Origin of the sequence: Streptomyces flaveolus (assembly GCF_044765825.1) — a bacterium.
Lineage (GTDB): Bacteria > Actinomycetota > Actinomycetes > Streptomycetales > Streptomycetaceae > Streptomyces > Streptomyces flaveolus.
In genome coordinates, this window is sequence record NZ_JBIWKU010000002.1 from 677,846 (window position 1) to 704,551 (window position 26,706).

Annotated in this window: 22 protein-coding genes and 2 pseudogenes; 10 read left to right on the plus strand and 14 right to left on the minus strand. The window is 73.4% G+C overall.

The annotated features are described in order from the left end of the window. Positions 1 to 22: 22 nt before the first annotated feature. On the minus strand, positions 23 to 580 hold the full coding sequence (locus ACIRG6_RS08460; RefSeq protein WP_364679213.1) for a pyridoxamine 5'-phosphate oxidase family protein: 558 nt from the start codon (positions 578 to 580) through the stop codon (positions 23 to 25). An 82-nt stretch (positions 581 to 662) separates the two neighbouring features. Beyond that, positions 663 to 1,316 carry a TetR/AcrR family transcriptional regulator gene (locus tag ACIRG6_RS08465; protein WP_364679215.1) on the minus strand — a complete coding sequence of 218 codons (654 nt, stop codon included), beginning with the start codon at positions 1,314 to 1,316 and terminating at the stop codon, positions 663 to 665. Positions 1,317 to 1,475: 159 nt separating this feature from the next. On the opposite strand from ACIRG6_RS08465, the gene ACIRG6_RS08470 reads away from it, so the two are divergent. Genes ACIRG6_RS08470 through ACIRG6_RS08480 form a run of 3 tightly spaced genes read left to right on the plus strand, consistent with a single transcriptional unit; the run spans position 1,476 to position 3,896 of the window. Continuing rightward, the gene (locus tag ACIRG6_RS08470) at positions 1,476 to 2,108 is read left to right on the plus strand and encodes an SRPBCC family protein (RefSeq protein ID WP_364820456.1); all 633 of its coding nucleotides are present in this window, start codon (positions 1,476 to 1,478) and stop codon (positions 2,106 to 2,108) included. Between the two features lie 35 nt (positions 2,109 to 2,143). Beyond that, positions 2,144 to 2,716 carry a TetR/AcrR family transcriptional regulator gene (locus ACIRG6_RS08475; protein ID WP_239770787.1) on the plus strand — a complete coding sequence of 191 codons (573 nt, stop codon included), beginning with the start codon at positions 2,144 to 2,146 and terminating at the stop codon, positions 2,714 to 2,716. Next, entirely contained in the window at positions 2,706 to 3,896 is a 1,191-nt protein-coding gene (locus ACIRG6_RS08480; protein WP_403321616.1) for a GDSL-type esterase/lipase family protein, read from the plus strand. The genes ACIRG6_RS08475 and ACIRG6_RS08480 overlap by 11 nt, the downstream gene beginning before the upstream one ends. A 30-nt stretch (positions 3,897 to 3,926) precedes the next feature. Here ACIRG6_RS08480 and ACIRG6_RS08485 read toward each other — a convergent pair. Beyond that, positions 3,927 to 5,081: pseudogene (locus ACIRG6_RS08485) on the minus strand (CocE/NonD family hydrolase C-terminal non-catalytic domain-containing protein); the annotation flags it as partial. A gap of 120 nt (positions 5,082 to 5,201) precedes the next feature. Here ACIRG6_RS08485 and ACIRG6_RS08490 point away from each other — a divergent pair. From ACIRG6_RS08490 to ACIRG6_RS08505, 4 genes and pseudogenes are all read left to right on the plus strand, one after another. Next, positions 5,202 to 5,780: pseudogene (locus ACIRG6_RS08490) on the plus strand (class I SAM-dependent methyltransferase); the annotation flags it as partial. Positions 5,781 to 5,841: 61 nt separating this feature from the next. Then, positions 5,842 to 5,979, plus strand: a complete 138-nt coding sequence (locus tag ACIRG6_RS08495; protein WP_403321851.1) for a hypothetical protein — start codon at positions 5,842 to 5,844, stop codon at positions 5,977 to 5,979. A gap of 26 nt (positions 5,980 to 6,005) precedes the next feature. Beyond that, entirely contained in the window at positions 6,006 to 7,214 is a 1,209-nt protein-coding gene (locus ACIRG6_RS08500) for a bifunctional class I SAM-dependent methyltransferase/NUDIX hydrolase (RefSeq protein WP_403321835.1), read from the plus strand. Positions 7,215 to 7,310: 96 nt separating this feature from the next. Next, positions 7,311 to 8,351 (plus strand): LacI family DNA-binding transcriptional regulator, encoded by a 1,041-nt coding sequence (locus ACIRG6_RS08505; RefSeq protein WP_364820460.1) that lies wholly within the window; start codon positions 7,311 to 7,313, stop codon positions 8,349 to 8,351. A gap of 52 nt (positions 8,352 to 8,403) precedes the next feature. On the opposite strand, the gene ACIRG6_RS08510 is transcribed toward ACIRG6_RS08505, so the two are convergent. The 5 genes from ACIRG6_RS08510 to ACIRG6_RS08530 form a co-directional block, all read right to left on the minus strand. Beyond that, the gene (locus tag ACIRG6_RS08510; RefSeq protein ID WP_403321618.1) at positions 8,404 to 9,114 is read right to left on the minus strand and encodes a TSUP family transporter; all 711 of its coding nucleotides are present in this window, start codon (positions 9,112 to 9,114) and stop codon (positions 8,404 to 8,406) included. Further along, complete coding sequence (locus ACIRG6_RS08515) at positions 9,111 to 10,526, minus strand: amidohydrolase family protein (RefSeq protein ID WP_239770795.1); 1,416 nt, start codon at positions 10,524 to 10,526, stop codon at positions 9,111 to 9,113. The genes ACIRG6_RS08510 and ACIRG6_RS08515 overlap by 4 nt, the downstream gene beginning before the upstream one ends. Then, positions 10,523 to 12,082: a uracil-xanthine permease family protein gene (locus tag ACIRG6_RS08520; protein WP_403321620.1), complete on the minus strand. Its 1,560-nt coding sequence runs from the start codon at positions 12,080 to 12,082 to the stop codon at positions 10,523 to 10,525. The genes ACIRG6_RS08515 and ACIRG6_RS08520 overlap by 4 nt, the downstream gene beginning before the upstream one ends. 292 nt (positions 12,083 to 12,374) lie before the next feature. Next, positions 12,375 to 13,583, minus strand: coding sequence for a Cmx/CmrA family chloramphenicol efflux MFS transporter (locus ACIRG6_RS08525; RefSeq protein WP_403321623.1), 1,209 nt, complete (start codon positions 13,581 to 13,583; stop codon positions 12,375 to 12,377). Positions 13,584 to 13,671: 88 nt separating this feature from the next. After that, complete coding sequence (locus tag ACIRG6_RS08530) at positions 13,672 to 13,926, minus strand: hypothetical protein (RefSeq protein WP_403321625.1); 255 nt, start codon at positions 13,924 to 13,926, stop codon at positions 13,672 to 13,674. 236 nt (positions 13,927 to 14,162) lie between these two features. On the opposite strand from ACIRG6_RS08530, the gene ACIRG6_RS08535 reads away from it, so the two are divergent. From ACIRG6_RS08535 to ACIRG6_RS08545, 3 genes are all read left to right on the plus strand, one after another. Further along, positions 14,163 to 14,759 (plus strand): ankyrin repeat domain-containing protein, encoded by a 597-nt coding sequence (locus ACIRG6_RS08535; RefSeq protein ID WP_364679233.1) that lies wholly within the window; start codon positions 14,163 to 14,165, stop codon positions 14,757 to 14,759. After that, positions 14,756 to 15,904: a hypothetical protein gene (locus tag ACIRG6_RS08540; protein WP_403321627.1), complete on the plus strand. Its 1,149-nt coding sequence runs from the start codon at positions 14,756 to 14,758 to the stop codon at positions 15,902 to 15,904. The genes ACIRG6_RS08535 and ACIRG6_RS08540 overlap by 4 nt, the downstream gene beginning before the upstream one ends. A 135-nt stretch (positions 15,905 to 16,039) precedes the next feature. Further along, entirely contained in the window at positions 16,040 to 18,121 is a 2,082-nt protein-coding gene (locus ACIRG6_RS08545; RefSeq protein ID WP_364820476.1) for a SpoIIE family protein phosphatase, read from the plus strand. Positions 18,122 to 18,163: 42 nt separating this feature from the next. Here the strand turns inward: ACIRG6_RS08545 and ACIRG6_RS08550 are convergent, their stop codons facing one another. The 6 genes from ACIRG6_RS08550 to ACIRG6_RS08575 are packed head-to-tail and all read right to left on the minus strand — an operon-like array spanning position 18,164 to position 26,600. Continuing rightward, on the minus strand, positions 18,164 to 19,594 hold the full coding sequence (locus ACIRG6_RS08550) for an aminobutyraldehyde dehydrogenase (RefSeq protein ID WP_364820479.1): 1,431 nt from the start codon (positions 19,592 to 19,594) through the stop codon (positions 18,164 to 18,166). After that, on the minus strand, positions 19,587 to 21,263 hold the full coding sequence (locus tag ACIRG6_RS08555; protein ID WP_403321630.1) for a thiamine pyrophosphate-dependent enzyme: 1,677 nt from the start codon (positions 21,261 to 21,263) through the stop codon (positions 19,587 to 19,589). The genes ACIRG6_RS08550 and ACIRG6_RS08555 overlap by 8 nt, the downstream gene beginning before the upstream one ends. Beyond that, entirely contained in the window at positions 21,260 to 22,591 is a 1,332-nt protein-coding gene (locus ACIRG6_RS08560; RefSeq protein ID WP_364679246.1) for an MFS transporter, read from the minus strand. The genes ACIRG6_RS08555 and ACIRG6_RS08560 overlap by 4 nt, the downstream gene beginning before the upstream one ends. Beyond that, positions 22,588 to 24,306: an amidohydrolase gene (locus ACIRG6_RS08565; RefSeq protein ID WP_403321632.1), complete on the minus strand. Its 1,719-nt coding sequence runs from the start codon at positions 24,304 to 24,306 to the stop codon at positions 22,588 to 22,590. The genes ACIRG6_RS08560 and ACIRG6_RS08565 overlap by 4 nt, the downstream gene beginning before the upstream one ends. A 15-nt stretch (positions 24,307 to 24,321) precedes the next feature. After that, positions 24,322 to 26,007 (minus strand): urease subunit alpha, encoded by a 1,686-nt coding sequence (locus ACIRG6_RS08570; RefSeq protein ID WP_365024652.1) that lies wholly within the window; start codon positions 26,005 to 26,007, stop codon positions 24,322 to 24,324. Then, positions 26,004 to 26,600: an urease subunit gamma gene (locus ACIRG6_RS08575; protein ID WP_364679254.1), complete on the minus strand. Its 597-nt coding sequence runs from the start codon at positions 26,598 to 26,600 to the stop codon at positions 26,004 to 26,006. Before ACIRG6_RS08575 ends, ACIRG6_RS08570 begins: the two co-directional genes overlap by 4 nt. Positions 26,601 to 26,706: the final 106 nt, after the last annotated feature.

Here is a 26,706-nt window from a genome sequence, read left to right on the forward strand (position 1 = left end):
CCTGCCTCGTGCCGGCAGGTTCTCAGAACGCCCACCGCGTGTGGCTGTACACCCCGTCGTCCCGCCCGAAGCCGTACGCCGTGGCCGGGGCCACCGCGAAGACCGTGACGTCCCCCTTGCGGATCGCGTCCCCGATCCCGTGGAAGGTGCCCTCGGGCGCGGTGATGTGCCGCCCGTACTTCGCCTCGTAGGCCGCGATCACCTCCTCGACGACCGCCGGGTCGGCCACCGGTTCCGCTCTGCCCTCGATGACGAGGTCGAGCCCTTGGGTGAGCGAGTTCCCTCCGGTGGTCAGCGCGCAGTGTCCGTCATGGGCGAGGTTCCTCGCCTTCTGCTCCTTCGCGCCGGTGGAGAAGTACAGCACCCCGCGGTGCCAGGCGGCGATCACGGGGGTGACGTGCAGCCGTCCGTCGGGCCGGACGGTGGACACCCAGAAGATCTCGGCGGCCTTCAGGTGCCGCTGGGCCTCGGCCCACTCGGTGGGGGTGACGTCTTCGGCGCCCGGACGGGGATTGAGTGCTGAGCTGTAGCGGGCGTCGAGCTCGGTGGTGGGTTGCTCGGGGGGACCTTGTGTCGGCATGGCGGATCTCCTTCCCTCTCCCCCATAACGACCGGTTTCGCGCCCCGGAATCATCGCTCCGCGGCGCCCGCCGCGCACGACGTCAGGCCCGGCGGGCCAGCAGGTCGTCCAGTTCCGCCTCGAAGAGGCGGGCGGGGTCGAAGCCCATGGCGGCGAAGTGGCCCGCGAGTTCCAGGGAGAGGACTCCGTGCAGACGGGTCCAGAAGGCCAGGGCCTCGTGGAGGACCGCGGGGCCGGCGGGGTGGCCGCCGGCCCAGTCACGGTGGTCCTCCAGGTGTGCGTCGAAGGGCCTCGCCGGGCTGTCCCCCGGAAGCGCCGTGAAGGCGTCGAGCAGGATCGCCATCATCTCCGAGGCGAGGGAGACGGTCTCCTCGGGCGCGTGATAGCCGGGCACGGGGGTGCCGTAGATGAGGAAGTACCGCTGCGGGTGCTGGAGGGCCCAGCCGCGCAGGGCGTGCGCCAGGCCCGCCGGGTCGGCGCCGGCCCGGGACGCCTCGCGCAGGGCGTCGGCGAGGCCACGGTACGCGTCCTTGACGAGCTCGGTGATCAGCTCGTCGCGTCCCGCGTAGTAGCGGTAGAGGGCGGGTCCGCTCATGCCCATCCGCTTGGCGATCGCGTTGAGGGAGAGCGCGGACGCCCCCGCCGTGGCGATCTGCTCCCAGGCATGTCCCTTGATCTCCGCCCGCACCTCGGCGCGGTAGCGCTCCCGCGGAGTCTTCGCCTGCGACTTCTCCAAGGCCCGCGCCCTCTCTCCTCCGGCGGGTACATGCTCAAAGTTTCGTTAGAAGGTATCACGTCTCCATTGACCTCCCGCCCACCGCTGCGTTATAACTTCTAACTAATGCACGAGCTTCTAAGTCGTGCGGCCGCCCTTTCCCCACCCAAGGAGCACGTCATGTCCGGCCTGCGCAGCATCAGCCTCCGCATCACCCTGCTCACCGCCGTCACCCTGCTCGCCACCACCGCCGCCCCCGCCATGGCCACCCCTTCCGACCCCGTCCGCCCCCTCACCTGCCGGGGCGAAGGCGTCGATCCCGACGCACGTGTCCGCCACCGCACCGAGACCGTGGTCCACGCGCCCCTGAGGACCGTCTGGCGACTGCAGACCGACGTGGAACACTGGCCGGCCTGGCAGCCCCCCGTCGAATCCGCCGAGCGCCTCGACCACGGACCCCTGCGGCAGGGCTCGGCGTTCCGGTGGACGACCCCGATACCCCCGAACCCCGCGACCGACGCGACCAGCCTGGACATCACCTCCACCGTCCGGCAGCTCAGGCACGACTCCTGCATCCGCTGGACCGGCCCCGCGATCGGTGACGGGCTGCGCATCGACGGCATCCACGTGTGGACCTTCACCAGGGTCGGGGGCGGTGTTCTCGTGCGCACCGAAGAGACCCACACCGGCGACCAGGTCGAGGCCGACGCCCCCGCCGCGACCGGGATCCTCGCCGCCGGGCTCGAAGCATGGCTGCGCGACCTGAAAACCACGGCCGAAGCCCACAGCCATTTGCCTATAGGTATTAGGTAGCCACATAATGGGTTTCGGCGGACGGGAGGCAGGACATGGTTCGAGCAGGGCTGACGCCGGAGCGTCTGACCCGGGCGGGCGCGGAACTGGCCGACGAGGTCGGCTTCGACCAGGTGACCCTCTCGGCGCTCGCCCGGCGTTTCGACGTCAAGGTCGCGAGTCTCTACTCGCACCTGAAGAGCTCTCAGGAACTCAGGACGAGGATCGCCCTGTTCGCGCTGGAGGAACTCGCCGACCGGGTCGCCGCCGCGCTGGCCGGGCGGGCCGGCAAGGACGCCCTGGCCGCCTTCGCGGACGCCTACCGCGACTACGCCCGCGAGCACCCCGGCCGTTATGCCGCCGCCCGGCTCCGGCTCGACCCCGAGACGGCGGCGGCCAGCGCCGGCGTCCGGCACGCGCAGATGACCCGGGCGATCCTGCGCGGCTACGACCTGACGGAGCCGGACCAGACGCACGCGGTCCGGATGCTCGGCAGTGTCTTCCACGGCTACGTCAGCCTGGAGATGGCCGGCGGCTTCAGCCACACGGCCGTCGACTCCCAGGAGTCCTGGGCCTGGATCCTGGATTCACTCGACTCCCTCCTACGAAACCAAGGCAATGAGCACTGACCACGACACCGACCACGACTGGGTCACCACACCCGTGACCGCGGACCTCCTGCGCGGCTTCCTCGACGTCGAACCGACCGCGCACGGCCTGCTGCCGCATCGTCTGCCCGCCCGGGCCCGCCGACAGATCCCCGACGACCAACTGGCCGTGGCCGAGGCGCAGCCCTCCGGAGTGCGGCTGGTCTTCCGCACCCGGGCCACCACCGTCGAACTGGTCACCCTGCCCACCAAGCGGGTCTACCGAGGTCTTCCGGCCCCGGCGGACGGCGTCTACGACCTGCTGGTCGACGGCCGCCTCGCCGCCCAGGCCACCGTGGCCGGCGGCAACGTCCGCACGGTCGTCGACATGGTCACCCAGCGCGCCGAGCTGACCGAAGGGCCTCCCGGCACGGCCCGGTTCACCGATCTGCCGCCCCGTGACAAGGACGTCGAGATCTGGCTTCCGCACACGGAGATCACCGAGCTGATCACGCTGCGCACCGACGCCCCGGTCGAGGCGGTCCCGGACCGCGGGCGCCGGGTGTGGCTGCACCACGGCAGTTCCATCAGCCACGGCTCGAACGCCGCCCACCCCACCGCCATCTGGCCGGCCCTGGCCGCGAGCCGGGGCCAGGTGGAGCTGGTCAACCTGGGATTCGGCGGCAGCGCGCTGCTGGACCCGTTCACCGCCCGCGCCATGCGGGACACCCCCGCGGACCTGATCAGCCTCAAGGTCGGCATCAACATCGTCAACGCCGACGTGATGCGCCTGCGCGCCTTCACCCCCGCGGTGCACGGCTTCCTGGACACCGTCCGCGAGGGGCATCCGACCACGCCGCTGCTGGTCGTGTCGCCCATCCTGTGTCCGGTCCAGGAGGACACCCCCGGCCCCCTCGCACCCGACTTCGACGGCGGGACGGTGCGGTTCAAGGCCACGGGCGATCCCGCCGAACGCGCCGCCGGACGCCTGACGCTGAACGTGATCCGCGACGCCCTCGCCCGGATCGTCGAACAGCGGGCCGCCGACGACGCCCACCTGCACTACCTCGACGGCCGTGACCTGTACGGCGAGAAGGACTACGCGCAGTTCCCGCTGCCGGACGAGGTCCATCCCGATCCCGCCGGACACCGCCGCATCGGCGAGAACTTCGCGCGGCTGGTGTTCGCGGACGGCGGCCCCTTCGCCGCCACGGCCGGCTGACCGCGGCACGCTCGCGGCCGCCGGCCCCGCTCAGAGCAAGTCGCGCGGCACCCGCTCGTTCCAGGTGCGGGAGAAGACCCTGCGGCCGCCTTCCCAGCCGTCCAGCGTGGCGTCGACGAAGAAGTCCTCCTCGTCGCAGGTGAGCCGGGTGTGGGTGACGACGCGCACGTCCCAGTCGTCGCACCGGAAACGCATGGTCCACGTGGACTCGCCGCTGACGGAGGTGAAGTCGTCGGCGACGGCCGCGTAACGCTCGTGGGCCCTGCGGCCGACCTCCAGGCCGATCTCGTCGAAGCGGACCGTGCCGCCGTCCTTCACGATGTCCAGTTCGGCGTTGTAGCCGATCAGGTCGCGCTTCACGTCCCAGCGTGCCTCGGGGCGCGTCAGCTGGGTCGTGGTCAGGGGCGGGGCGCCCTCCGGCTCGTCGAACGGGTCGGCCGGCGCGTCGTCGGGCCGGTCCGCCGGGCGGACGGGAAGCGTGAGCGTGCTGGAGTTCTCGTACACGCTCAGCCGGGCGGCCCTGGGCGGTGGCCAGGCGAGCGGCCAGTAGGAGGTGGACAGGGAGAGCCGGATGCGGTGTCCGGGCGGGAAGCTCTGCGCCACTCCGTTGAGGTGGACGGTGGCGCGGTAGCGCCGGCCGGGCTCCAGTGACTCGGGCTCCTCGGTGCTGTCGCGCCGGGTGAGGTTGAGCAGGCCGTAGGTGACCCGGGTGGCGGCTCCATCGGGGTGGACGTCGGACAGGCGGGCGGCCACCATGGCGACCGGTTCGGCGACCGACAGGTCGAGTTCCACCGTCGGCGATCCGAGGATCTCCAGCCGTTCGGTCAGGGGTTCGGTCTCGAAGACGAGCGAGCCGCCGTCCTCCTCCCGCTGGTCGTAGGGCAGGTCGGGCGGCGCGTTGTAGGACGCCCACTTGCCGGCGAACTGACCGACGGACAGCGGTGACTGCACCGTCAGCGCGTCACCGCCCCCGGCTGTCTCCGTCTCCGCGCCCTGTCCGGCGGGAGGCGCGATCCGGTGCCGGGTGAGCGGGTGCGCGACCGGGTGGACGTGCGGAGACGGCCAGCTCGGGTCCCCCACCCAGCGTCCCGGCCGCTCCTCGTACGCCGTGGACGGCGGCACGCTGTCCTGCATCCATGTCCGCAGCATGGGGCCGTCCATGACGCCGTTGTCGACGCCCTTGAGTCCTCGACGGTCAGCAGGGGGTGGAAGCGCAGCGCGTCGGCGCCCGGCACCGCCCGGAGCGTCGGAAGGTTGGCCTCGTCCAGGCCGAGTACAAAGATGTTCTTCACCTTCTGGTCAGACATGGTTCTCCTTCCCAAGATCGGCGGGGTACCCCGGCCACGGTCCGGTCAACCTTCGCGGCGCGGGGACAGCGCTCGCCGCTCCGAGCGTGTGACGACGTCCCGAAATGGGGACGGTCCAGGGCGATGTGTTCCTCACCGGGGGCGCGGGCGCCCCACCCCCGACGTCCTGTCCACGCGTGCGCGGGCCGGGCCTCATGACGTCCACCGGGACGCCGTACCCGGCGTGCGGCGCCGCCTCGTACGGGGAGCCCGTCCGGCGGCGGGGCCGGCGTCACCGGGCCGTCGACGGCGCCGAGTCCGACGCGATGCGCCGGCATCTCGTGCCGGCCGCGGTCGTCCGGCGCTCGACATCGGCTGCGGCGAAGGGGAGCTCACGGCGCACCTGGACCGGCTCGGCCACCGGGCCACGGGCATCGGCTGCTCCCCCACCGCCGCGGCCGCCGCTCGCGAGCGGTGCCCGGGACTCGACCTGCGCGCCATGCACTTCGACGTCGTCGAGCCCGACCGGCTGCCTCACTCCGCCTTCGCCGTCGTGGCGTGCCGGCTCGTGTACCGCTGGGCCGCCGACGAACCCGCCTTTCTGTCCCGGGTGCCGCCGTCTCCTCGCGCCCGGCGGCGTCTTCCGGGTGGTCACCTCCGTGCGCACCGCCGGGCAGGGGCCGCCCAGGTCCTGGGACGCCGGCGCGGCCGACGTGGAACGTCTCACCGCCCGGTGGTCGAGGGCGCGTGTCAGCGAGGTCGAGCCGTCCTTCCGCTGCTACGCCCTGCGGCCCTGACACCCTCCCCGAAGAAGGAGACGCCCGTGACGTCGGACCCCGTCCACGAACAGTGCTGGACCGTCTACGGTCAGCGGCAGTTGGACCACGGATGGTCGCCTCCCGTGCCCGACCGGATCGACTGGGGGTTCTGGCCCGGTGTGGGGCCGGGAGCGGAGGTTCTCGGCGACATCCGGGGCAAGCGGGTCCTCGACGTGGGATCGGGGCCCGGTCATCATGCCGTCCACCTGGCCCGCGCGTACGGCGCCCTCGTGGACGGCGTCGACCTGTCCCCCACCCAGCACCGGCGGGCGCTGAACGATCACGGCTCCGAGCCCGGAGTCCGTTTCCTGTGCGCGGACGTCGCCGAGCACCTGCGGCGGGTGCGGCCGTACGACGCGGCGTACGGCCTGCGTACGTTCGCCTGCATCGATCCCCGTCACCTGCTGCCGGCGCTGCGGGACGGACTGGTCGACGGCGCTCCCCTCGTCTTCTCGGCTCTGCACACCGACGCCGACGGGCTGGGCCCCTCCGAGGAGGTGGTGTCGCGCCCGGAGCTCGTCCGGCTGCGGCAGGAGGCGCCGATCCCCACCCTGATGTGGGTGCTCACGCCCCGGCTGTGGGAGGAACTGCTGGGCGAGCACGGCTTCGAGGTGGAGGGGTGCGAGCTCCTCCGCGCCCCGGACGAGGACAACCCCGTGATTCTTCAGCTGATCCGGGCCCGGCGCCGCCGCGCGGCCCGCCTCTCCACCGTGTCCAGCCGGCCGCGGACCGGCCGGCCGCCCGCGCCCCACGCCGCGATCGGCGTCGGCGCCGTCGTACTCGGACCGCGAGGTCTTCTGCTGGGCCGGCACCGGCACGGCACATGGGAGTTGCCCGGGGGCACCGTCGAGCCCGGGGAGGACCTGCGGGAGACGGTCGTGCGGGAGCTGGCCGAGGAGACCGGGCTGCGCGCCCGCCCCGAGGACGTGACGCTCCTGGGCACGCTCGTCGACCACGTCGGCGACGTGGTGCGCGTCACCGTGGGCGCCGTCGTCTCGGCCTGGCGGGGCGATCCCCGCGACCAGCCGGACGAGAGCGTGGGCGACTGGCGCTGGTGGCCGCTCGACGGGCTGCCACAGGGACTGTTCGAGTGCAGCGCCCAGATCCTCACCTCCTGGCGTGCCGACCTGCCTCCCATCGAGCACCCGCCCGCCCGCTTCACGCCCTTCGCGGATCCGCCTCCGCTCCTCGCACAGCCGGCCGGGGCGGACTGACCCGGGTCCCGGCCCGGGGACCTCGTCCGGCCGGACGGCGCGTCGGCGAAGATGGTCAGCGTCAACCGTCCACGCCAGCGAGGAGTCTTCGCACAGATGGCTACTTCCGCCCCCGGTCCGAAGCCGCCGACGATCGCCGACGTCGCACGCGTCGCCGGTGTCTCGCGCACGACCGTGTCGCACGCCCTGAACGGGCTCGGCAAGGTCGATCCCCGGACGCGGGAGCGCGTCAGGCAGGCCGCGGCGGACCTGGGCTACCGCCCCAACCTCCGGGCGCAGCGGCTGCGGCGCGGACAGGCGAAGGCCATCGCGCTGGCCTCCTCGATGCCCTTCGCGGTGGCGGGCGGGCCGTCCCGGCTCGGGTTCTACATGGAGGTCGCGGCGGCCGCCGCGGAGAGCGCCCTCCTCCACGACTACGCCCTCGTCCTCGTGCCGCCCGTGCAGTCGGGTTCCGCGCTGTACTCCGTCGACATCGACGGTGCCATCGTGGTGGAGCCGGAGGTGGACGACGCCGCGGCCGCCCAGCTGCGCGAACGCGGGCTGCCGTACGTGGCGCTCGGCAGGCCGGTGTCGCCGGACGAGGACGCGCCCTACGTCGACCTGCGCGGCGATCTGGTGGCGGAGCTGCTGCTCGCGCACCTGCACGAGCAGGGGGCCGAGCGGCCGGCGCTGATCGTCGGCTCCGGTACCCGGCACTCGTCCGTCGACGCGCTCACCGCCTACGAGCGGGTCGCCGAGCGGCACGGCTGGACGCCGGTCGTGGCGAGGGTGCCGGAGTCGGGCGGTGAGCAGGCGGGGTACGAGCGGTGCGCCGCCCTGCTCGCCGAGCACCCGGAGATCGACGCGGTCTGCGCGCTGGTGGACGCGTTCGCCGTGGGCGCGGTCCGGGCGATCCGGGACAGCGGGCGGAGGGTGCCGGACGACGTCATGGTCGTCACCCGCTACGACGGTCTACGGGCCCGCACCTGCGAGCCGCCCCTGACGGCGGTCGACCTGCACCTGGACCGGGCGGCGTCCGAGGCGGTGGAGCTGCTGCTGGGACGACTGCGCGGGGACACCGCCACTCCGTCGGTGGCGGTGTCCCCGCAGCCGCGGGTGATCCCCCGGGCCTCGTCGGTACGGGCTGCTCGACCCTGACGTCCGGTACGGGCCGTCCGGACCCGAGCCGGTGACCGGACCGTGGGGCCCGTCAGGCCCCGAACATCAGGACCAGCCCGGAGACCAGCGCGAAGACCAGCACGAACAGACGCATCCTGCGCGCGTCCAGGCGATGGTGCACCAGGCGGCTGAGCCAGGCGCCGACGGCGATCGCCGGCAGCAGCAGAGTCGCCTGGCCCAGCTCCGCGGCCTGTGCCTTGCCCGTCGCGAACAGCAGTACCAGCGAGGCGGCTTCCCCGACGAGGAAGCACGCGGCGACCGTGGAACGCAGCTCGGCGGGCGGCCGGTGCTGGTAGACCAGCGCGAGCGGCGGCCCGCCGACGCCGGTCGCGGTCTCCGTGAGCCCGGTGACGGCGCCCGCGCCGACGTACGCGATCCGCCCCGGCGCGAACGCGGGCGCGGTCAGGCTGACGACGGCCGCGAGCACGGTGGCCACGCCCACGAAGAGGCCGAGACTGCGTTCCGGGATCAGCCACAGCAGTGCCAGCCCGGCCGGGGTGGCGGCGAGCCGCGCCCCGGTGATCCAGCCGGCCCCTCGCAGGTCGAGCGACGCCCGTTCGCGCCAGGCGACGTACGCGTTGAGCGGGATCATCGACGCCAGGACGAAGACCGGGACCAGTCCGGGGTCGAGGATCCCGGCCACGGGCGCGACGATCAGCGCGAAGCCCAGTCCGCTGCTGCCCTGGACGAACGCGGCGACGACCACGGTCACGCCGAGGACCGCCAGCATCTCCGTACTCACTGCGTCATGCTCCGCTCCTGGGACACGCTCAGCGCCCGTGACGCCGTCGACGTGGGGTGTACCCGGGTGACGCCGGCCCTGGCGACGGTGGCGCGGGCCAGTTCGGCGGCCCGTCTCACCAGCGCGGGCCCGTCCCAGTCGACGGGCCGGCCGTGCCACATGCGCAGTCGCCCGGCGACGAAGACGGCCGTGATCTGGTCCCGGTTGCCCCGTCGGACGAGCTCCCACGGCAGGTCCCAGGAGAGCGCCGTCTCCGGGGTGTCGGCGTCGACGAGGAGGAAGTCGGCCGCCGCGCCCGGCGCGACGGTGCCGGTGCGGGCACCGAGCCCGACGGCGTCCGCGCCCCCGCGGGTGGCGCGCTCCAGCCACGTCCAGCCGGCCCCGCACGACGAGTCACCGGTCGCCAGCCCGTAGGCCAGCCGCTGGGCGAACTCGGCGGCATCCGCGAGCCGGAAGCCGTCGCCGCGGGTGCCGTCGGTACCGAGTCCGAAGCGGACGCCGCGCTCGGCCATGGCCGTCGCGGGGGCGACCGCGTTGCCCTTCCACGCGCTGGCGACGGGGTTGTAGCTGACGGCGGTTCCCGTGTCGGCGAGCAGGGTCAGTTCGCGCGGGGTGAGGAGCGTGGCGTGCGCGGCGAGCAGCTGGGGGCCGAGCGCGCCGATGCGGTGCAGGTGCTCCAGGGGCCGCAGTCCGTGCCGCACCAGGGAGCGTTCCACGCCGGCGAGGTGCTCGTTGACGTGGATCTGCACGACGGTGCCGGCCTCGGCGGCCAGGCGGGCGGTGGCGTGCAGGGTGCGTTCGGTGGCGGCCTCGGGGATCGAGACGGCCAGCGAGGGGTGGATCAGGGCGTCGCCGGTGTAGCGGGCGAGGTGCTTCTCGGCGTTCTCCAGGACGGCCGGTCCGGCGGCGTCGCCATCGTCCGCGTCGTTGCAGATCAGTCCGAGCACGCAGCGGATTCCGGCGTCGCGTGCGGCCGACGCGATCACGTCCACGTCGACGTCGGCGCGGGTGCCGGCGTCGGCGACGGTGGTGAATCCGCCGCGCAGTGCTTCGAGTGCCGCCAGTTTGGCCGCCGTGTAGGCGGACTCCTCGTCCAGCGCGCCCTCCAGCGGTACCCAGACCCGGCGGAAGATCTCGGAGGGCTCCCCGAAGGCGAGTGCCGAGCCGAAGCTCTGGGTGAGGTGGTGGTGGGCGTCGACGAAGCCGGGCATCAGCAGGTGGCCGGGCAGCCGTACGGTCCGCGGCAGCGGGTGCGCGCGCTCCAGTTCGGCAGCCGGTGCCACGGCTTCGAAGCGGCCGTCGTCGACCAGGACCGCCCAGCCGTCGGCGGGGCCTTCCGGCAGCAGGACCGCGCCGGGTACGAGGAGGAGCGGGCCGGGGTGGGCGAGGGCGTCACGGTCGGGTGGGTTCATCGGTCGCTTCCTGTGCGTGCGGAGGTCAGACGGGCGGCGACGCCGGGCCTGACGTGGTGGAAAAGGATGTTGAGGACGGCGGCGGCGAACGTGCCGACCGCGACGCCGCTTTCGAGGAGGATGCGGACATTGGCCGGGAAGGCCCCGTACACGCCGGGGACGAGGATGGGCAGCAGTCCCAGCGCGAGGGCGACGGCACAGACGAAGGTGCTGGTGTGCCGGTCGAGGTCGGAGCGACCGAGCATCTGGATGCCGAGCACGGTGATGACCCCGAAGACGATCATGGCGGTGCCGCCGACGACCGCGGTCGGGATCACGCTGATCGCGCGGGTGACCGGGGCGAGGAACCCGATGACGATGAGCACGACGCCGGCCGCGGCGGTGACGAACCGGCTGCGGACTCCGGTGACACGGACGATGCCGATGTTCTCCCCGCTGGTGACCATGAGCGGCAGGCCGAAGAAGCCGCCGAAGAGCGAGGTGAGCGCGTCCGCGCGGACGGTCCTCGGCACTTCGGTCCGCTTGTCGATCTCCTTGCCGACGGCTTCGGCGTTGATGACGGTCTGGCCGGTGGCCTCTGCCATGGAGGCCAGGCTGTAGAGCATCAGCGGCAGCGCGGCGACGAGGTTGAACTCGGGTGAGCCGAAGGGCATCAGGTGCGGCAGGTTCACCAGGCTGCCGCCCGCCAGGCCTCCCCCGTCGAGCGCGCCGGTCGCGGCGGCGAGCGCGGTGCCGGCGAGCAGGCCGAGCATCACGGCGAGTTGGCGCACGACGCCGCTGAAGAGCAGGTAGAAGGCGACGGTGAACCCGATCGTCGCCATGCCGAGACCGAGGTTGGTGGGGTCGGCGAAGCCCGGCGAGCCGGGCTGTCCGGTGACGAGGACCGCGCCGACCTTCACCAGGTTGACGCCGACGATGACGATCATGGTGCCGATGACCAGGGCGGGGAAGTACGCGAGCAGCCGGGAGAAGACCGGCAGGACGACGAAGGAGAACACCGCCGTCAGGACCACCGCGCCGGTGGCGGTGCGCAGGCCGTGCTGTTCGGCGATCGCGAGGAACAGGATGAGCGGTGCTCCGCCCGGCAGCATGACGAACGGCAGCCGCGGTCCGAACTTCCAGAACCCGAGCGACTGGAGGAGCGATCCCACGCCGGAGAGCACGAAGGCGGCCGAGAGCAGGTCGACGGTGAGACCGGCGTCGAGCCGGAGGGTGGCGCTCATCAGGAAGATCGCCGAGATGGGGGTGGCGGCCATGACGAGGACGTGCTGGACACCGAAGAGCAGGATCCGCCCCAGGGGGCGTGCCTCGTCCACGGGGTGCACGGCCGGCCGGGCGGCGTCCCCGGGCGGGGCCTCGGTGGGGTCGGGCGGGTCCGCCCGAGTGTGGTCGGGGCCGACGGTCCTCTCGGTGTCGGAGTGGTGGCCGGCCGTCTCGGCGGTGGCGACGGCGGGGTCGCCCGGCGGCGGCGCGGCCGCTTCGCGGCCGGAGGTCGGTGTGGCCGGTGAGGTCGGTGAGGCTCCGGCCGGGGGCCGGGTCTGGCGGGGACTGGACACGTTCGGGCTCCGTTCGGGCATACGGGCACGCTCGGATTTCAGCCGCGATCCGGCCCTGGACGGAGAGCCAAATCGATTTGGCCAAATCGATTTGGCCGTCAGTATGTGACCCCTTCGGGCGACCGTCAAGGGTGGTGGGGCGCGCCGGCTCCCGGCAGGGGCTCTCCGGCAGGGGGCGGTGCGCCGGACGGGTCTGCGGATCGGTCCCGGAGTACCGGGCGCCGCAGGGCGTGGCCGGCGCGTCCGCCGCACTACGGCGTGCGGCGGGCGGGCCTTCCCGGGCGTCCGGCCGTCACACCCGCTGGGTGCGGTCCGTGCCGACGGGCTCCGTGGCGAGGCCACCCATCACGACGCGGGAACGGCTGTGCAGGCGCAGCGAGACGGCGACGAGGCCGATCCCGACCGCCGTCATCGCGGCACCGGCCCAGGCGGTGGCGGCGAAGCCGAGGCCCGCGTCGATCACCGTGCCGCCGAGCCAGGGGCCGCCGGTGTTGCCGAGGTTGAACGCGGCGGTCGTCGTCGCGCCGGCGAGCGTGGGCGCGGCGCCCGCCACGTTGAACATGCGGGCGTTGAGCGCCGGGGCGGTGTAGAACGCGGAGACGCCCAGCAGGAACGACAGGGTGATCGCGACGGCGGGGGTGGAGGCGAACAGTGCCAGAGCGGCCAGCAGCACGGTCGACGCGGTGATGCCGGAGAGCAGCACGCCGAACAGGTGGGCGTCGGCGACCCGTCCGCCGATGGTGGTGCCGACCAGCGCGCCGATGCCGAACAGGGCCAGCACGGTCGGCACCCAGCCGTCCGCCAGGCCGGACACGTCGGTGAGCAGCGGTGCGAGGTAGGAGAAGGCGCAGAACACGCCGCCCGCCGCGAGGGCGGTCACCACGATGGAGAGCCACACCTGGCGGTCGCGGTAGATCGCCAGTTCGCCCTTGAGCCTCGGCCGCTGCTCGGGCAGCGGGATGCGGGGGATCTTCGTCGCCACTCCGACGAGGGCGATCGCGGACGCCGCGCCCACGGCCCAGAACGCGGAGCGCCACCCCAGGTGTTCACCGAGGAACGCGCCGGCCGGGACGCCGAGGACGTTCGCGATCGACAGTCCGCCGATCATCACCGCCATCGCCCGGGCCCGCGACGTCTGCGGCACCATCGCGATCGCGACGGCCGCGCCCACCGCCCAGAAGCCCGCGCAGGCCAGGGCGCTGACGACGCGTGAGACGAAGAGGACCTCGTACGTCGGTGCCAGTGCGCCCGCGACCTGGCCGAGGCCGAAGACCGAGATCAGGGCGACCAGGGTGATCTTCCGCGGCAGCCGCAGCGTCGCGACCGCGAGCAGGGGGGCGCCGATCACCATGCCGATCGCGAACGCCGATATCAGCAGTCCGGCCTGCGGGATGGACACGTCCATGTCGTCGGCGATGGGCGGCAGCAATCCGGAGAGCATGAACTCACTGGTGCCGAGGGCGAATACGGAGAGGCCGAGGATGTAGACGGCGGGTGGCATGCGGGGCACCGCGGGCCGCGGGGAAGATTCGGGCATGACAGGTGCCAACGAAGGCTTTCCTCCTGTCATTCCCGCACGGTCCCCGGTCTCACGATGCGGTCGGCCTGCCCCGGTGCCGCTCGGCGCGTTCCTCGAGGCTTCCGGTCATCGTGCCGGTCACGGCCACCGTCGTCCCCGCCCACTGGCCGTCCTGCGCGGACACCGCCGCGTCGTCGTCGGCACCGACGGCCGGCGTTTTCCTCGGTGAGCACGGGGCTGGGCGCCGGGACAGGGAGCGGCCGGTGCCGCGGACGCCGGGCGCGCGCCGGATCCTCGGCAGCGGCTGCCCCTGCGACGTGGCCACCGCGTCGTCCGACCGTCGCCCGTCGGCCGGTTCGCGGCTGCCGGACGGTGTGCGGGTCGTCCGATCGGACGACCCCGGTGTCCCCCGTCGTGTGCACCGCGTCGAGCCGGAGCGACGACGCCGACCGCCGGGAGAGGAGGCCAGGATGGACGGCGAGCGGGACGGTGGGGAACCGCCCCCGGACGACTGGCCGGGGCCGCCTCGCTCCCGTCCCCTGGAAACGCGAGGAGTTCACGATGAACGATCCCGACCGCGCCCTCCTGCACGCCGCTGAGCGTGGTGACGCCGGGGCCGTGCAGGCCGCCCTGGCCGCCGGCGCGGCGGTCGAGGCACGCGACGGGCGCCGCCGCACCCCGCTGCTGCTGGCCGCCCTCGGCGACCATGTGCCGGCCGCCGAGGTGCTGGTCGCCGCGGGCGCCGACCCCGACGCACAGGACGACCGTCTCGACAGTCCCTGGCTGGTCACCGGCGTCACCGGCAGTGTCGCGATGATGCGGGCCCTGCTGCCGGCCGGCCCCGGCCTGACGGTGGTGAACCGCTTCGGCGGCGTCTCCCTCATCCCGGCGAGCGAGCGGGGACACGTGGACTACGTCCGTGCCGTGCTCCGCGAGACGGACATCGACGTCGACCATGTCAACCGGCTCGGCTGGACCGCCCTGCTGGAGGCCGTGATCCTCGGCGACGGCGGCCTGGCGCACCAGGAGATCGTGGAGCTGCTGATCACCGCCGGCGCCACCCCGGATCTGCCGGACGGCGACGGGGTGACCCCGCTCCAGCACGCCGAACGGCGCGGTTTCACGGAGATCGCCGCTCTGCTGAGGGCCGTCCGGTGAGGCGGGCCGCCCTGCTGACCGCGCTCGCCGCGGCCGTCGCCCTCGGCAGCGGGTGCGCCGCTCCCCGCCCCGACGCGGCCGGCACCGGCACCACCGCCGCGTCAGGGACGGACGCGGCGGAACCGAGTACCGCCGGGAACCCGGCACCGTCCTCGCCGACCGCCCGCACACCGGCCGGGTCGCTCATCGTCACCGACTTCGGCTCCGACACCGTCACCTTCGTCGATCCTGACCGGGGCGCGTTCGGCTCCACGGAGGTCGGCACCGCCCCCTACGGACTCGTCGTCGGCCAGGACGGACGGGCCTGGGTCGCCACGGCCGAGGGGGTCGCCGTCGTCGACACCGGCACCCGGCAGCGGCTCGCGCGCATCCCCTACCGGTCGGACGGCGTCGGAGAGCCCGCCTACGGCGAGTACCGGGGCGGCGGCATGGGGATCGCCCTCTCCCCCGACGGCCGCCACGTGTACGTCGGCGTCAACCGGCCCGACGGCGACGGCGCCCTGGAGGTGATCGACACCCGCACCCTGGAGGTCACCGGCTCCGCCGAGGTGGGCCGCCGCCCCTTCGACGTCGACGTCTCGCGCGACGGTCGCGAGGTGTACGTGACGAACCACGACTCCTTCGACGTCACCGTCGTGACGGCCCGCTCCCTGCGCACCCGGCGCATCGAGGTCGCCCCGTACGGCACCGAGGGCGGGCTGGGTTCCTGGCTCAAGCCGCACTACGCCGCCGTACGCGGGTCGGACGGGAAGCTGCTGCTTCCGTTCGAGGGGGAGCGTCTGGTCGTCGTCGACCCGGGTACGGGCGCGTCGCGCGTCGAGAGAATGACCGCCCGTACCCACCAGCACGGCGTGACGATCACCGCCGACGGCACCCTGCTCGTCGTCGGCACCGGGGCGATCGACCCCGCCCGGCAGGAGGGCCCCTCGCTGACGGTGCGCACCGCACGGGGGCAGGAGAAGGTGATTCCCCTCGACGGCCCCCACGAAGGGGTCACCGTGTCGCGCGACGGCCGCCGTGCCTACGTCACGGGCGGCTTCACCCGCGACGGCTACTGGAACGGCATCACCGTCGTCGACCTGGACTCCGGCACGACCCGGCGCCTCGAGGCGGGCGAACGGCCGCTGGGGATCGCGGTCCTCTGAGCGTCGTCCCCGCCGTCGCGGACGCGCGCCACGGACCGCACGCGCGCAGAATGGAGGAGGACATGCCGGCTCGGTGGCGTCCGGCCGCCTCGGGACGGGGCGCACCGATGCGACGCGACCTGCCGGGAGGCAGCGATGGAGCACTCCGGGGGCCGACGCGGCGACACCTCCGCGCAAGGTGATGGACGGGCTGCCGCGCACGTGGCTCTCGCCGTCAACGGCATGGGCAGTTTCACCTGGGACGTGCCCAGCGGGGTGATGCACTACGACGATGCCGCCCTCGACGTCATGGGCTTTCGTCCGGGCGAGTTCGACGGCAGACTGAGCACACTCAGTGAACGCATGCTGCCGGCGGAGCTGCCCGCGGTGCAGGCCCGGGTGGACCGGGCCCTGCAGGACCGGTCCGGGTTCAGTCTGTACTTCCGCGTCCGCCATCCCGGCGGCTGGCTGCGCTGGACGCACACCCAGGGTCACGTCGTGTGCGACGCCCAGCGGCGCCCCCTGCGGGTCATCGGCATCGTGCGGGACGCCAGCCAGGAGCTGCGGGCCATCGACCAGACCGAACAGCTGCACCAGGCCAGGCAGGACCGGCGCAGGCAGGCCGACATCGTCGCTCACATCAGCGACGCGCTCATGCCCACGGTCACGGTGGACGACCTCGCGGAGGCTCTCACGTCGGGCCGGCTGCTGGAACGGCTCGGTGCCTCCAGCATCGTCCTGGGGCTGGTCGACAACGGCCGGATGGAGCTGATCGGCTCGAACGGTCTGAGCGGCCGGCTCGTCCGCGACTTCCACCTGTCCCGGCTCGACCAGCCGCTGCCGCTCACCGAGGCGGTGCGCACCCGCGAACCCGTCTTCGTCACCGACCGCGACGAGTTGACCCGGCGCTACCCGGCGCTGCGGCCGTACCTGAAGATGTTCTCCAGGGCGACGGCCGCCGTGTACCAGCCGTTGATCGCACACGACACCCCGATCGGCGCCCTCGGCCTCACCTTCGACGGCAAGGCGTCGTTCACGCACGACGAGCGGACGGTCCTGAACGCCCTGGGCAAGGTCGTCGCCCAGTCGTTGCAGCGGGCCCTGCTGTACGACAGGGAGCACGAGCTGGCGGCCGGGCTGCAGACCGCCATGCTTCCCGGGCACATGCCGCCGACGCCCGGGCTGGTCTCCGCCACCCGTTACCGTCCGGCGAGTGCCCGCGGAGGGATCGGCGGCGACTGGTACGACGCGCTCACGCTCCCGGACGGCCGGGTCGTCGCCGTCGTCGGCGACGTGCAGGGTCACGACGTGACGGCCGCCGCCGTGATGGGCCAACTGCGCATCGCCCTGCGGGCCTACGCGGCCGAGGGCCACCCTCCGACGACGGTCGTCGCCCGTGCCTCCGCGTTCCTCACCGAGCTGGACACCGACCGTTTCGCGACCTGCCTGCTCGTGCAGATAGACCCGCGCACCGGACGCACCGTGATCGTCCGTGCCGGTCATCTGGGCCCCGTGCTGCGGCGTCCGGACGGCACCTGCACGTGGCTGGACACCCCCGGCGGCCTGCCGCTCGGTCTGTCGTCCCCGGGGGCGCAGCCCGGCCACCCCGCCTCCGAGCTGGTGCTGGGCGCCGGTTCCACCCTGCTGCTGTGCACGGACGGGCTCGTCGAATCGCGCACCGCCGACATCGGCGAGGGCTGCGACAGACTGCTCGCCGCCGTCGCCACCGGGCCCGTGGAGCCGGACGACCTCGCCGACCACGTGCTGAGCTCCATGAGCGCCCATACGGGGGAGGACGACGACGTGGCCCTGCTGATCATGCGGCGCACCCGCCGTGCGTCCGAGGTCAGCGAGCGGCTGGAGGTCGCCATCAGGTCCGTCGACCCCGACTCCCTGCACACGGCCCGGCTGGCGCTGCGGACGGCGCTGGCCGACTGGTCGCTGGGCCCGCTCTCGGAGACGGCGGAGCTGCTCGCCTGCGAACTGGCCACCAACGCCCTGCTGCACGCCCGGGGTGACGCGACCCTCACGGTGTCGCCGGTGACCGACCGCGGCCCCACCGTGCGGCTGGCGGTCACCGACACGTCGCCGGTCTCACCGCGGCGCCGGGCCGCGACCGAACGTTCGACGTCCGGCCGCGGAATGATGCTGATCGAGGAACTGGCCACCGCCTGGGGGGTCGAGTCGCGGGGCAACGGCAAGACGGTGTGGTGCGAAGTGACCCTGCCGCCGCCCTGACCGGGGTCCCGGCGGGAGCCCGGCACGGGCGGCGGGCCGGGGTCAGGGCGTGGCGTGGGCGGCCATGACGTGCTTGACCCGCGTGTAGTCGTCGAGCCCGTAGCGGCTGAGGTCGCGGCCGATGCCCGACTGCTTGTAGCCGCCGTGCGGGGTCTCGGCGGGGATGACCTGGTGGCAGTTGAGCCATACGCAGCCGAAGTCGAGTGCGGCGCTCATCCGCATGGCGCGGCCCAGGTCGGCGGTCCAGACGCTGGAGGCGAGGCCGAGGTCGACTCCGTTGGCGAGCGCGACCGCCTCGTCCTCGGTGTCGAAGGGCTGCACGGTCACGACGGGCCCGAAGATCTCGCCCTGGACGACGTCGTCGTCCTGCCGGACGCCGGAGACGACGGTGGCCGGGAAGAAGTAGCCGGAGCGGTCGAGACGGGTGCCGCCGGTCTCGATCCTGGCGTGCGCCGGCAGGCCCGCCATGACGGAGGCGACGCGTGCGGCGTGAGCGGCGCTGTTGAGCGGGCCGTGGAAGACGCCGTCCTCGTCGGGGGCCCCGGCCCGGGTGGACCGGGCCGCCTCCACGAGCGCGGCCAGCAGGGCGTCGTGGGCCTCGCGCTGGACCAGTACGCGGGTCACGGCGGTGCAGTCCTGGCCTGCGTTGAAGAACGCCGCACCGGCGAGTGCGCGGGCCGTGCGGCCGGGGTCGACGTCGGCGAAGACCAGGGCCGGCGCCTTGCCGCCCAGTTCCAGGTGGACGTTCTTCACCTCGCGGGCGGCCTCGGCCATGACCTCGGAACCGGCACGGGTGCTCCCGGTGATGGCGACCATGTCGACGTCCGGGTGGGCGACGAGGGCGCGGCCGGTGTCGCGGTCGCCGCAGACGATGTTGACGACGCCGGGCGGGAAGGCCTCCTGGGCCAGTTCGCCGAGCAGGACCGTCGACCACGGTGTGGTGTCCGACGGCTTGAGGACGACGGTGTTTCCGGCGGCGAGGGCGGGGCCGAGCTTCCACACGGCCATCATGAACGGGTAGTTCCAGGGGGTGACCTGGGCGACGACACCGATCGGCTCACGACGGACGTAGGAGGTGTGGCCTTCGGCGTACTCCCCCGCCGCGATGCCCTCCAGGACGCGTGCCGCGCCCGCGAAGAACCGCAACTGGTCGGCGCCGCGCAGGATTTCGAGGGTGCGGGTGGTCTCGCGGGGTTTGCCGGTGCCGCGCACCTCCGCCTCCAGCAGCCGGTCGGCGTGTGCGGCCACGAGGTCGGCGAGGCGGAGGAGGGCCGCCTGGCGCCGGGCCGGGGTGGTGCGGCGCCAGGCGAGCAGGGCGCGGCGGGCGGCGGCCACGGCCGCGTCCACCTCGGCGGCCGACGAGCGGGGTGCGGTGCCGTAGACCTCCTCGGTGGCCGGGTCGGTCAGTTCCATGCGGTCCGCGGTCCCGGCACCGCGGCCGTCGACGACGTTGTGGAGGGTCAGGTCAGACATGGAGGGCGCTCTCCTTGCGCAGGGAGTCGACGGTGACACCGGGGGCGAGCCGGCCGTCGGTCACCTTCAGCTCGATCAGGGCGGCTCTGCCGCAGGCCAGGGCGCGTTCCAGGGCGGGGGCGAACTCCTCGGTGACGGTGACGGTCTCGCCGTGCGCCCCGAAGGCGCGGGCGTACGCGGCGAAGTCGGGGTTGCCGAGGGCGGTGCCGCTGACCCGGCCGGGGTAGGTCTGCTCCTGGTGCTGGCGGATGGTGCCGTAGACCGAGTTGTTCAGCACGAGGATCAGCGGTGCGGCGCCCTCGGCGACGGCGGTGGCCAGTTCCTGGCCGTTCATCAGGAAGCAGCCGTCGCCCGCGACGGAGACGACGCGGCGGCCCGGGTGCTCGACGGCGGCGGCGACGGCGGCCGGGATGCCGTAGCCCATGGAGCCGTTGCGCGGGGCGAGCTGGCGTCCGCCCTCGCGGTGGGTCAGGAAGCGCTGGGCCCAGATGGCGTGATTGCCGGCGCCGAAGGTGACGACGGTGTCCGCGGGCAGCCGGGCGTCGAGGGCGGCGAAGACGGCGCCGAGGTCGAGGGGGTCGTCGTCCCGTACCGGCGTGCGGAAGGCCAGGTGTGCGGCTCGGTCCTGCTTGGTGAGGACCGCCCACGGCACCGGTGCGACGGGCCGCAGGGCGCGGACCGCCTCGCCGAAGGCCTCCGGGGCGGCGAGCAGGGTCAGGACGGCCGGGTAGAGGGCGCCCGGCGGCAGGGGCTCGGGCAGCACCTGGACCAGGCGGGGGCCGGTGCCGTCGTGCGACAGCAGGGTGTAGCCGTCGGTCGCCACGTCGCCCGGCGCCGTGCCGACGCTGATCAGCAGGTCCGCCGTGCGGACCCGCTCGGCCAGCGCGTCGTCGCGGCCGTAGCCGAGGTGCCCGGCGTAGATCTCCGCCTCGTTGTCGATCAGGTCCTGGCAGCGGAAGTCGACGGCGACGGGCAGCGACCATGCCTCGGCCCACTCGCGTACGCCGGTGCGCGCCCGCGGCGTCCAGCGGCTGCCGCCGAGGAGGACGAGGGGGCGCTCGGCGCCCGCCAGCAGGTCCTGGAGCCGTGCCAGCTCGGCGGGGGCCACGCCGCCGCCGGGTATCGGCAGCGGGATGGCGTCGGCGACGTGGACGGTGTCGGTGAGCATGTCCTCGGGCAGGCCGAGGACGACGGGACCGGGGCGGCCACTGCTCGCGACGGCGAAGGCGCGGGCGACGTACTCGGGGATCCTGGCCGCGTCGTCGATGGTCTCGACGAGCTTGGCGCTGGCCCCGAAGGTGCCGCGCAGGTCCAGTTCCTGGAAGGCGGCCCGGTCGGTGTGGCCGCGGGGCACCAGGCCGATGAAGAGGATCAGCGGGGTGGCGTCCTGGTGGGCGGTGTGCAGGGCGACCAGGGCGTTGGTGGCGCCGGGACCCCGGGTCGTGAAGCAGATTCCGGGGCGCCCGGTGAGCTTGCCGTGCGCCTCCGCCATGTAGGCGGCGCCGCCCTCGTGCCGGCACACCACCAGGCGGACGGGTGCGTCGTGCAGGGCGTCGAGCGCGGCCAGGTAGCTCTCGCCGGGCACGCCGTACGCGGTGTCGGTGCCGTGGTGGACGAGCTGGTCGATCAGGACCTGTCCGCCGGTGCGGGCAGGGTGGTGCGCTGTCATGCGGGGACCTCGGCGTTCTGGGCGGGGTGGGAGAGGGCGGCGTGGCGGCGCAGGAGCGTGCCGGCGGCGAGGGAGCCCGCGACGGTGCAGGCGGCGATGGCCATGAGCAGCAGGGCGGCACCCCAGGAGGCGCCGTCGGCGACGCCGGTGAGGGAGGTGGCCATGAGCGGTACGAAGCCGGACAGGACGCCCGCGAGGTTGTACGACATGGCGACGGCGCTGTAGCGGAACTCCTCGGGGAACATCCCGGAGACGACGGCGCCGATGGGCGCGTACGGGATGGAGAGCGCGCCGATGCCGAGGGAGACGCCGAGGTGGACCAGGCCGGTCTCCTTGGTGTCGACGAGCCAGAAGGCCGGGAAGGCGGCGACCAGGGTGACGGCGGCGCCCAGGGCGCAGACCCGCCAGGCGCCGATGCGGTCGGCGAGGCGTCCGGCGAGGACGAGCACGACGATCTCGACGACCGAGCCGATGACGGTGGCGTTGAGCATCGTCTGCTTGTCGATGCCCAGTTCGTCGGTGCCGTAGGAAATGATGAAGGTGCTCATCAGGAAGAAGCCGCCGACGCCGAGGAAGGCGGCGCCGACACCGACGATCATGCGGCCCCAGGTGCGGCGGAACGCCTCGACGACGGGTGCCGGCTTGGGTCCGTTGCGCTCGGCGTCCTCCAGCATGGCGCGGAAGGCGGGGGACTCCTCGATGTGCATGCGCAGGTAGAGCGCGAAGCCGAGGAGGGGGAAGGCGACGAGGAACGGCAGGCGCCAGCCCCACGAGTAGAAGGCGTCGTCCGGCAGCAGGCCGACGAGTGCGAAGGCGCCGCTGGAGAGCAGGGTGCCGACGGGTGAGCCGAGCTGCGGGATGGACGAGTAGCTGCCGTGCTTCTCCTTCGGGGTGTGTTCCAGGGTGAGCAGCATCGCCCCGGACCACTCGCCGCCGACGGATATGCCCTGGAGGAAGCGGAGGAGGGACAGCAGTGCCGGTGCCCAGACGCCGATGGTGTCGTAGGTGGGGAGCAGGCCGATGCAGCCGGTGGTGGCGCCCATCATCAGGACGGTGATGATCAGGGAGACCTTGCGTCCGTAGCGGTCGCCGATGTGCCCGAAGACGGCGGCGCCGATGGGCCGGGCGACGAAGCCGACCGCGAAGGTGACGAAGGAGGCCAGGGTGCCGACCGTCGGGTCGAGCTCGGGGAAGAAGAGCTTGTTGAAGACGAGCGCGGCGGCGGTGCCGTAGAGGAAGTAGTCGTACCACTCCAGGGCGGTGCCGCTGAACGCGGCGGTCAGCAGTCTTCTGATGTCCTTCAGGTCGGGCTTGGGCGGTGTGCTCACGCGTTCTCCTGGAAAGCGGCGGCCTCGGCGGCCGGAGGGGACGGGGGACCGGAGCGTGCGGGGACGCGGGTGAGGCGGTGCGGGTCGTGGGCGGGGTCGCCGCCGACGACGGTGGCAAGGACGCCGATCGCGCCGATGCGGTCGGCGTCCGTGCGGACGGGGTCGCCGTCCAGGACGGTGAGGTCGGCGAGCTGCCCGGGGACGAGTCGTCCCTTGCGTCCGCCGAAGCCCGTGGCGCGGGCCGAGCCCTCGGTCCAGGCGCGCAGCGCGGCCAGGACCGGAACGCGTTCCTCCGGACCATACGGCACGCCTGTCTCGGTCAGCCGGGTGACCATCGACTGGATCGCGGGCAGTGGTGCGCCGGGCGCCACGGGCCGGTCGGAGCTGCCGGGCACGGGCAGTCCGAGATCGGTGAAGGAGCGCATGCGGTAGGACCAGGGGGTGCGCTCGGGGCCGAGTGCGGCGGCCATGGCGTCGCCGAAGGTGTGCAGGAAGTTGTGCTGCGGCACGGGCACGACGCCCAGTTCTGCGAAGCGGGCCGTCTGGTCGGGGCGCACCACTCCGGCGTGTTCGATCCGGTGGCGCACACCGGGGCGGGGGCGTTCCCGGTGGGCGCGGGCGAACGCGTCGAGCGCCAGGTCGACGGCCCGGTCGCCGATGGCGTGTGCGGCCACCGTCCAGCCGGCGCGGTGGGCGGCGACGACCAGGCCGGTCATGGCGTCGGCGTCGCCCTGGAGGTAGCCGGTGGGCCGCTGTGCGTCGTGCGGGCAGCCGCAGAAGGGCTCGGTGACGGCGGCGGTGCGGCCCAGCAGGGAGCCGTCGAGGAAGATCTTCACGGGGCCGAGGGAGAGCCGGTCGTCACCGAAGCCGGTGCGCATGCCGAGGTCGAGGCCGACCGTGATGTCGTCGTCGGCGTGTGCGCTCAGCGGGTGCAGCACGTCGGAGGCGGCCATGAGCTGGGCGCGGGTGTGCAGTCGTCCGGTGTCGCGGGCCAGTTGGTACGCGGCGAGTTCGACGGGGGTGTGGCCGATCCAGCCGCCGCCGATGCCGGCCTCGGTGAAGCTGGTGACGCCCTCCGTCAGATAGTGCCGGGTGGCCGCGTCGACGGCGTCGGCGACGGTCTCCACGGGGTAGGGCAGCACCTGCCGCTGCACGAGGCGCTGTGCCGTCTCCTCCAGCAGGCCGTCGGGGCGGCCGTCGGCGTCGCGGGAGACGACCCCGCCGTCCGGGTCGCGGAACCCGGCGTCGAGCGCGCCGGCCGCGCGCAGCACGGGGGTGTTGACGACGCAGGCGTGCCCGGAGGTGTGCTTGAGCCAGACCGGCCGGCCGCCCGCCGCACGGTCGAGGGCGTCGCGGTGCGGGTACCGGCCGCCGAGCCTGTGGTGGTCGAGGCCGGCGCCGATCACCCAGGCGTCCGGGGCGAGCGCCCCGGCGTACGCGGCCACGGCGGCGTACACCTCGTCGACGGAGCGGGCCGTGGAGACGTCGAGCTGGGTGAGGGTGAGTCCGAACCAGGCGGTGTGGCAGTGCGCGTCGTTGAAGCCGGGCAGGACGGTGGCGCCGCCGGCGTCGAGGACGCGCCGGGCGGGCAGGTGCGCCACGTCCTCGTCGAGGCCGACGACGGTGCCGTGCAGCACACCGAGCAGGCGGGCGGCGGGCCGCTCGGGATCGAGGGTGCGGATGTGGGCGTTGCGGACGAGAAGGTCCAGTCGCATGTGCGGGTGCGCCTCTCAGGCGAGGTGGTGCAGTTGCGCGAGCGGCACTTCGGTGGCGGCCTCGGTGCCGGTCGGTACGCCGTCGACGAGGACCGGCGCGGACTCGCGGGGGACGATCACGTGCGGCGTGGCCGTGTTGTGCAGCATGTCGGCGCGGGTCAGCCCGCGGCTGCCGCGGATCGGGGCGTAGGTCAGGCCGGTGGGCAGGGCGGCGCGCGCGGTGCGGTCGGTGAGGGCGGCCTCGGCGACGAAGACCTTGGCGAGGCGGGCGGGGGCCGCGCCGAGCGCGCCGAAGTAGGGCCGGTAGACGCGTGGTTGGGTGAGGCGGGTCGACCCGGACCCCGAACCGGTGTTGCCCCACGCCACGAAGCCGGCCTTGATGACCAGTTCGGGCTTGCTGCCGAACCACTTGGGGTCCCACAGCACGAGGTCGGCCATCCGTCCGGCCTGCACGGTGCCGACCTCGTGGGCGAGGCCGTGCGCGGTCGCGGGGTTGAGCGTGATCTTCGCGAGATAGCGCAGTGCCCGGGCGTTCTCGGGGTGTTCCACTCCCCCGCCGCCGTTCGCGAGGGCCTGGACGTGGGCGAGCTGCCAGGTCCTGCGGACGGTTTCGGCGATGCGGCCCATGCCCATGGAGTCGGAGTTGACGATCGAGATGGCGCCGAGGTCGTGCAGGGCGTTCTCGGCGGCGATGGCGTGCTCGCGGATCCGGCCTCGGGAGATGGCGACGTCGCTCGCGGAGTGGTGGTTCTGCCGGTGGACGGTCATCGTCATCGGGAAGAGTTCGCCGACCGTGTTCGGGGTGTACGGCACGGTGGGCGTCGTCGAGGACGGCAGGATGTTGGGCTCCGAGAGGATCTCCAGGAGATCGGGGTGACCGCCGCCGCCTTCCACGTGGTAGGCGTGCACGGTGCGGCCGCGGGTCGCGCCGAGGGTGTCGCGCAGGTAGCCGGACTCGTTCATGGAGTCGGTGTGCAGCGCGACCGGCAGGTCGGCCTGGTCGGCGGTGTCGAGGCAGGTGTCGATGATGCGCGGTGTCGCCCCGAAGTCCTCGTGGATCTTGAAGCCGCCGGCCCCGGCGAGGGTGATCTCGTCCAGCAGGGCACGCGAGCTGGAGGAACCCCGGGCCAGGAAGGCGATGTTGAGGGGCGTTCCCTGCCAGGCGCTCATCAGCGTGTGCAGGTTGTGCGCCGGGTTGCAGCCGATCTCCCAGACGCCGCCGAGGCCCATGCCGACGAGGGTGGTGACACCGGCGGACAGTGCGGCGGGCGCGACCTCGGGCGAGGAGAGGTGGACGTGGCTGTCGACGACGCCGGGGGTGGCGATGAGCCCCTCCCCCGGGACGACGGAGGTGTGCGAGTCGATGGCGTACTCGACGTCCATGACGTCCGGGTTGCCGACCCCGCCGACGGCGACGATCCGGCCGTCCTTGATGCCGATGTCGGTCTTGCGCACGCCGAGCACCGGGTCCATGAGCACCACTCCGGCGACGACCATGTCCAGTGCCGAATCGCGGTCGGAGCGTGGTGAGGCGAGCAGTCCGTCGCGGACGGTCTTGCCGCAGCCGCCGAGGAGTTCGTCGCCGGGCGTGCCGTCGTCGGTCTCGACCTCGACCCACAGGCAGGTGTCGCCGAGCCGGATGCGGTCGCCGGTCGTGGGCCCGTACAGCGCTTGGTAGGTACGGCGGTCGACGCTGGTCATGCGCGCTCCTCGGAGGTACGGGGGTGACGGGCGGGAACGAGGACGACCTCGCGTTCCTCACCGGGCGCGAAGGCGAGGGCGGTGCCGGCGGCGATGTCGAGCCGTAGCCCGCGGGCGGCCTCCCGGTCGAGTTCCAGGGCCCGGTTGACCTCGTGCAGCGGGTAGTGCGAGGAGACGTAGACCACCTGGTCGCCGGTGTTGCGGACGGTGAGCGTGGTGCGGGGGCGGCCCACGTTGATCTCGACGGGGGCGTCGGCCGTCCGGACGGCGCCGGGGGGTTCCGTGCCGCCCGGGCCGATGGGCCGGTCCACGGCGACCAGGGACGTACCGCTCGGGAACAGCGCCTCGACCTGCACGGTCGTGACCATGTCGGCCACCCCGTCCATGACGTCGTCCGCGGTGAGCACGCGGCCGGCCGCGTCGGTCACCTCGTCCAGGCTCAGTCCGTCCCAGGCGGCCTCCAGGATCTCGTCGCAGATCAGCGCGATCGCCTCGGGCGCGTTGAGACGGCGGCCGCGGGCGCGGCGGCGGCGCGCGAGTTCGGCCACGGTGAACAGCTGGAGCCGTTCCTGTTCGCGAGGGGTCAGGTGCACAGTCGAGTGGCCCTCCTGGTCGGCGGGACCCGGGCGGTTCGCCCTGGGACCGCCTCAGCATCCGGGGCACGAGGCACAGAACCAACGTTGAAATATCACCGGTACG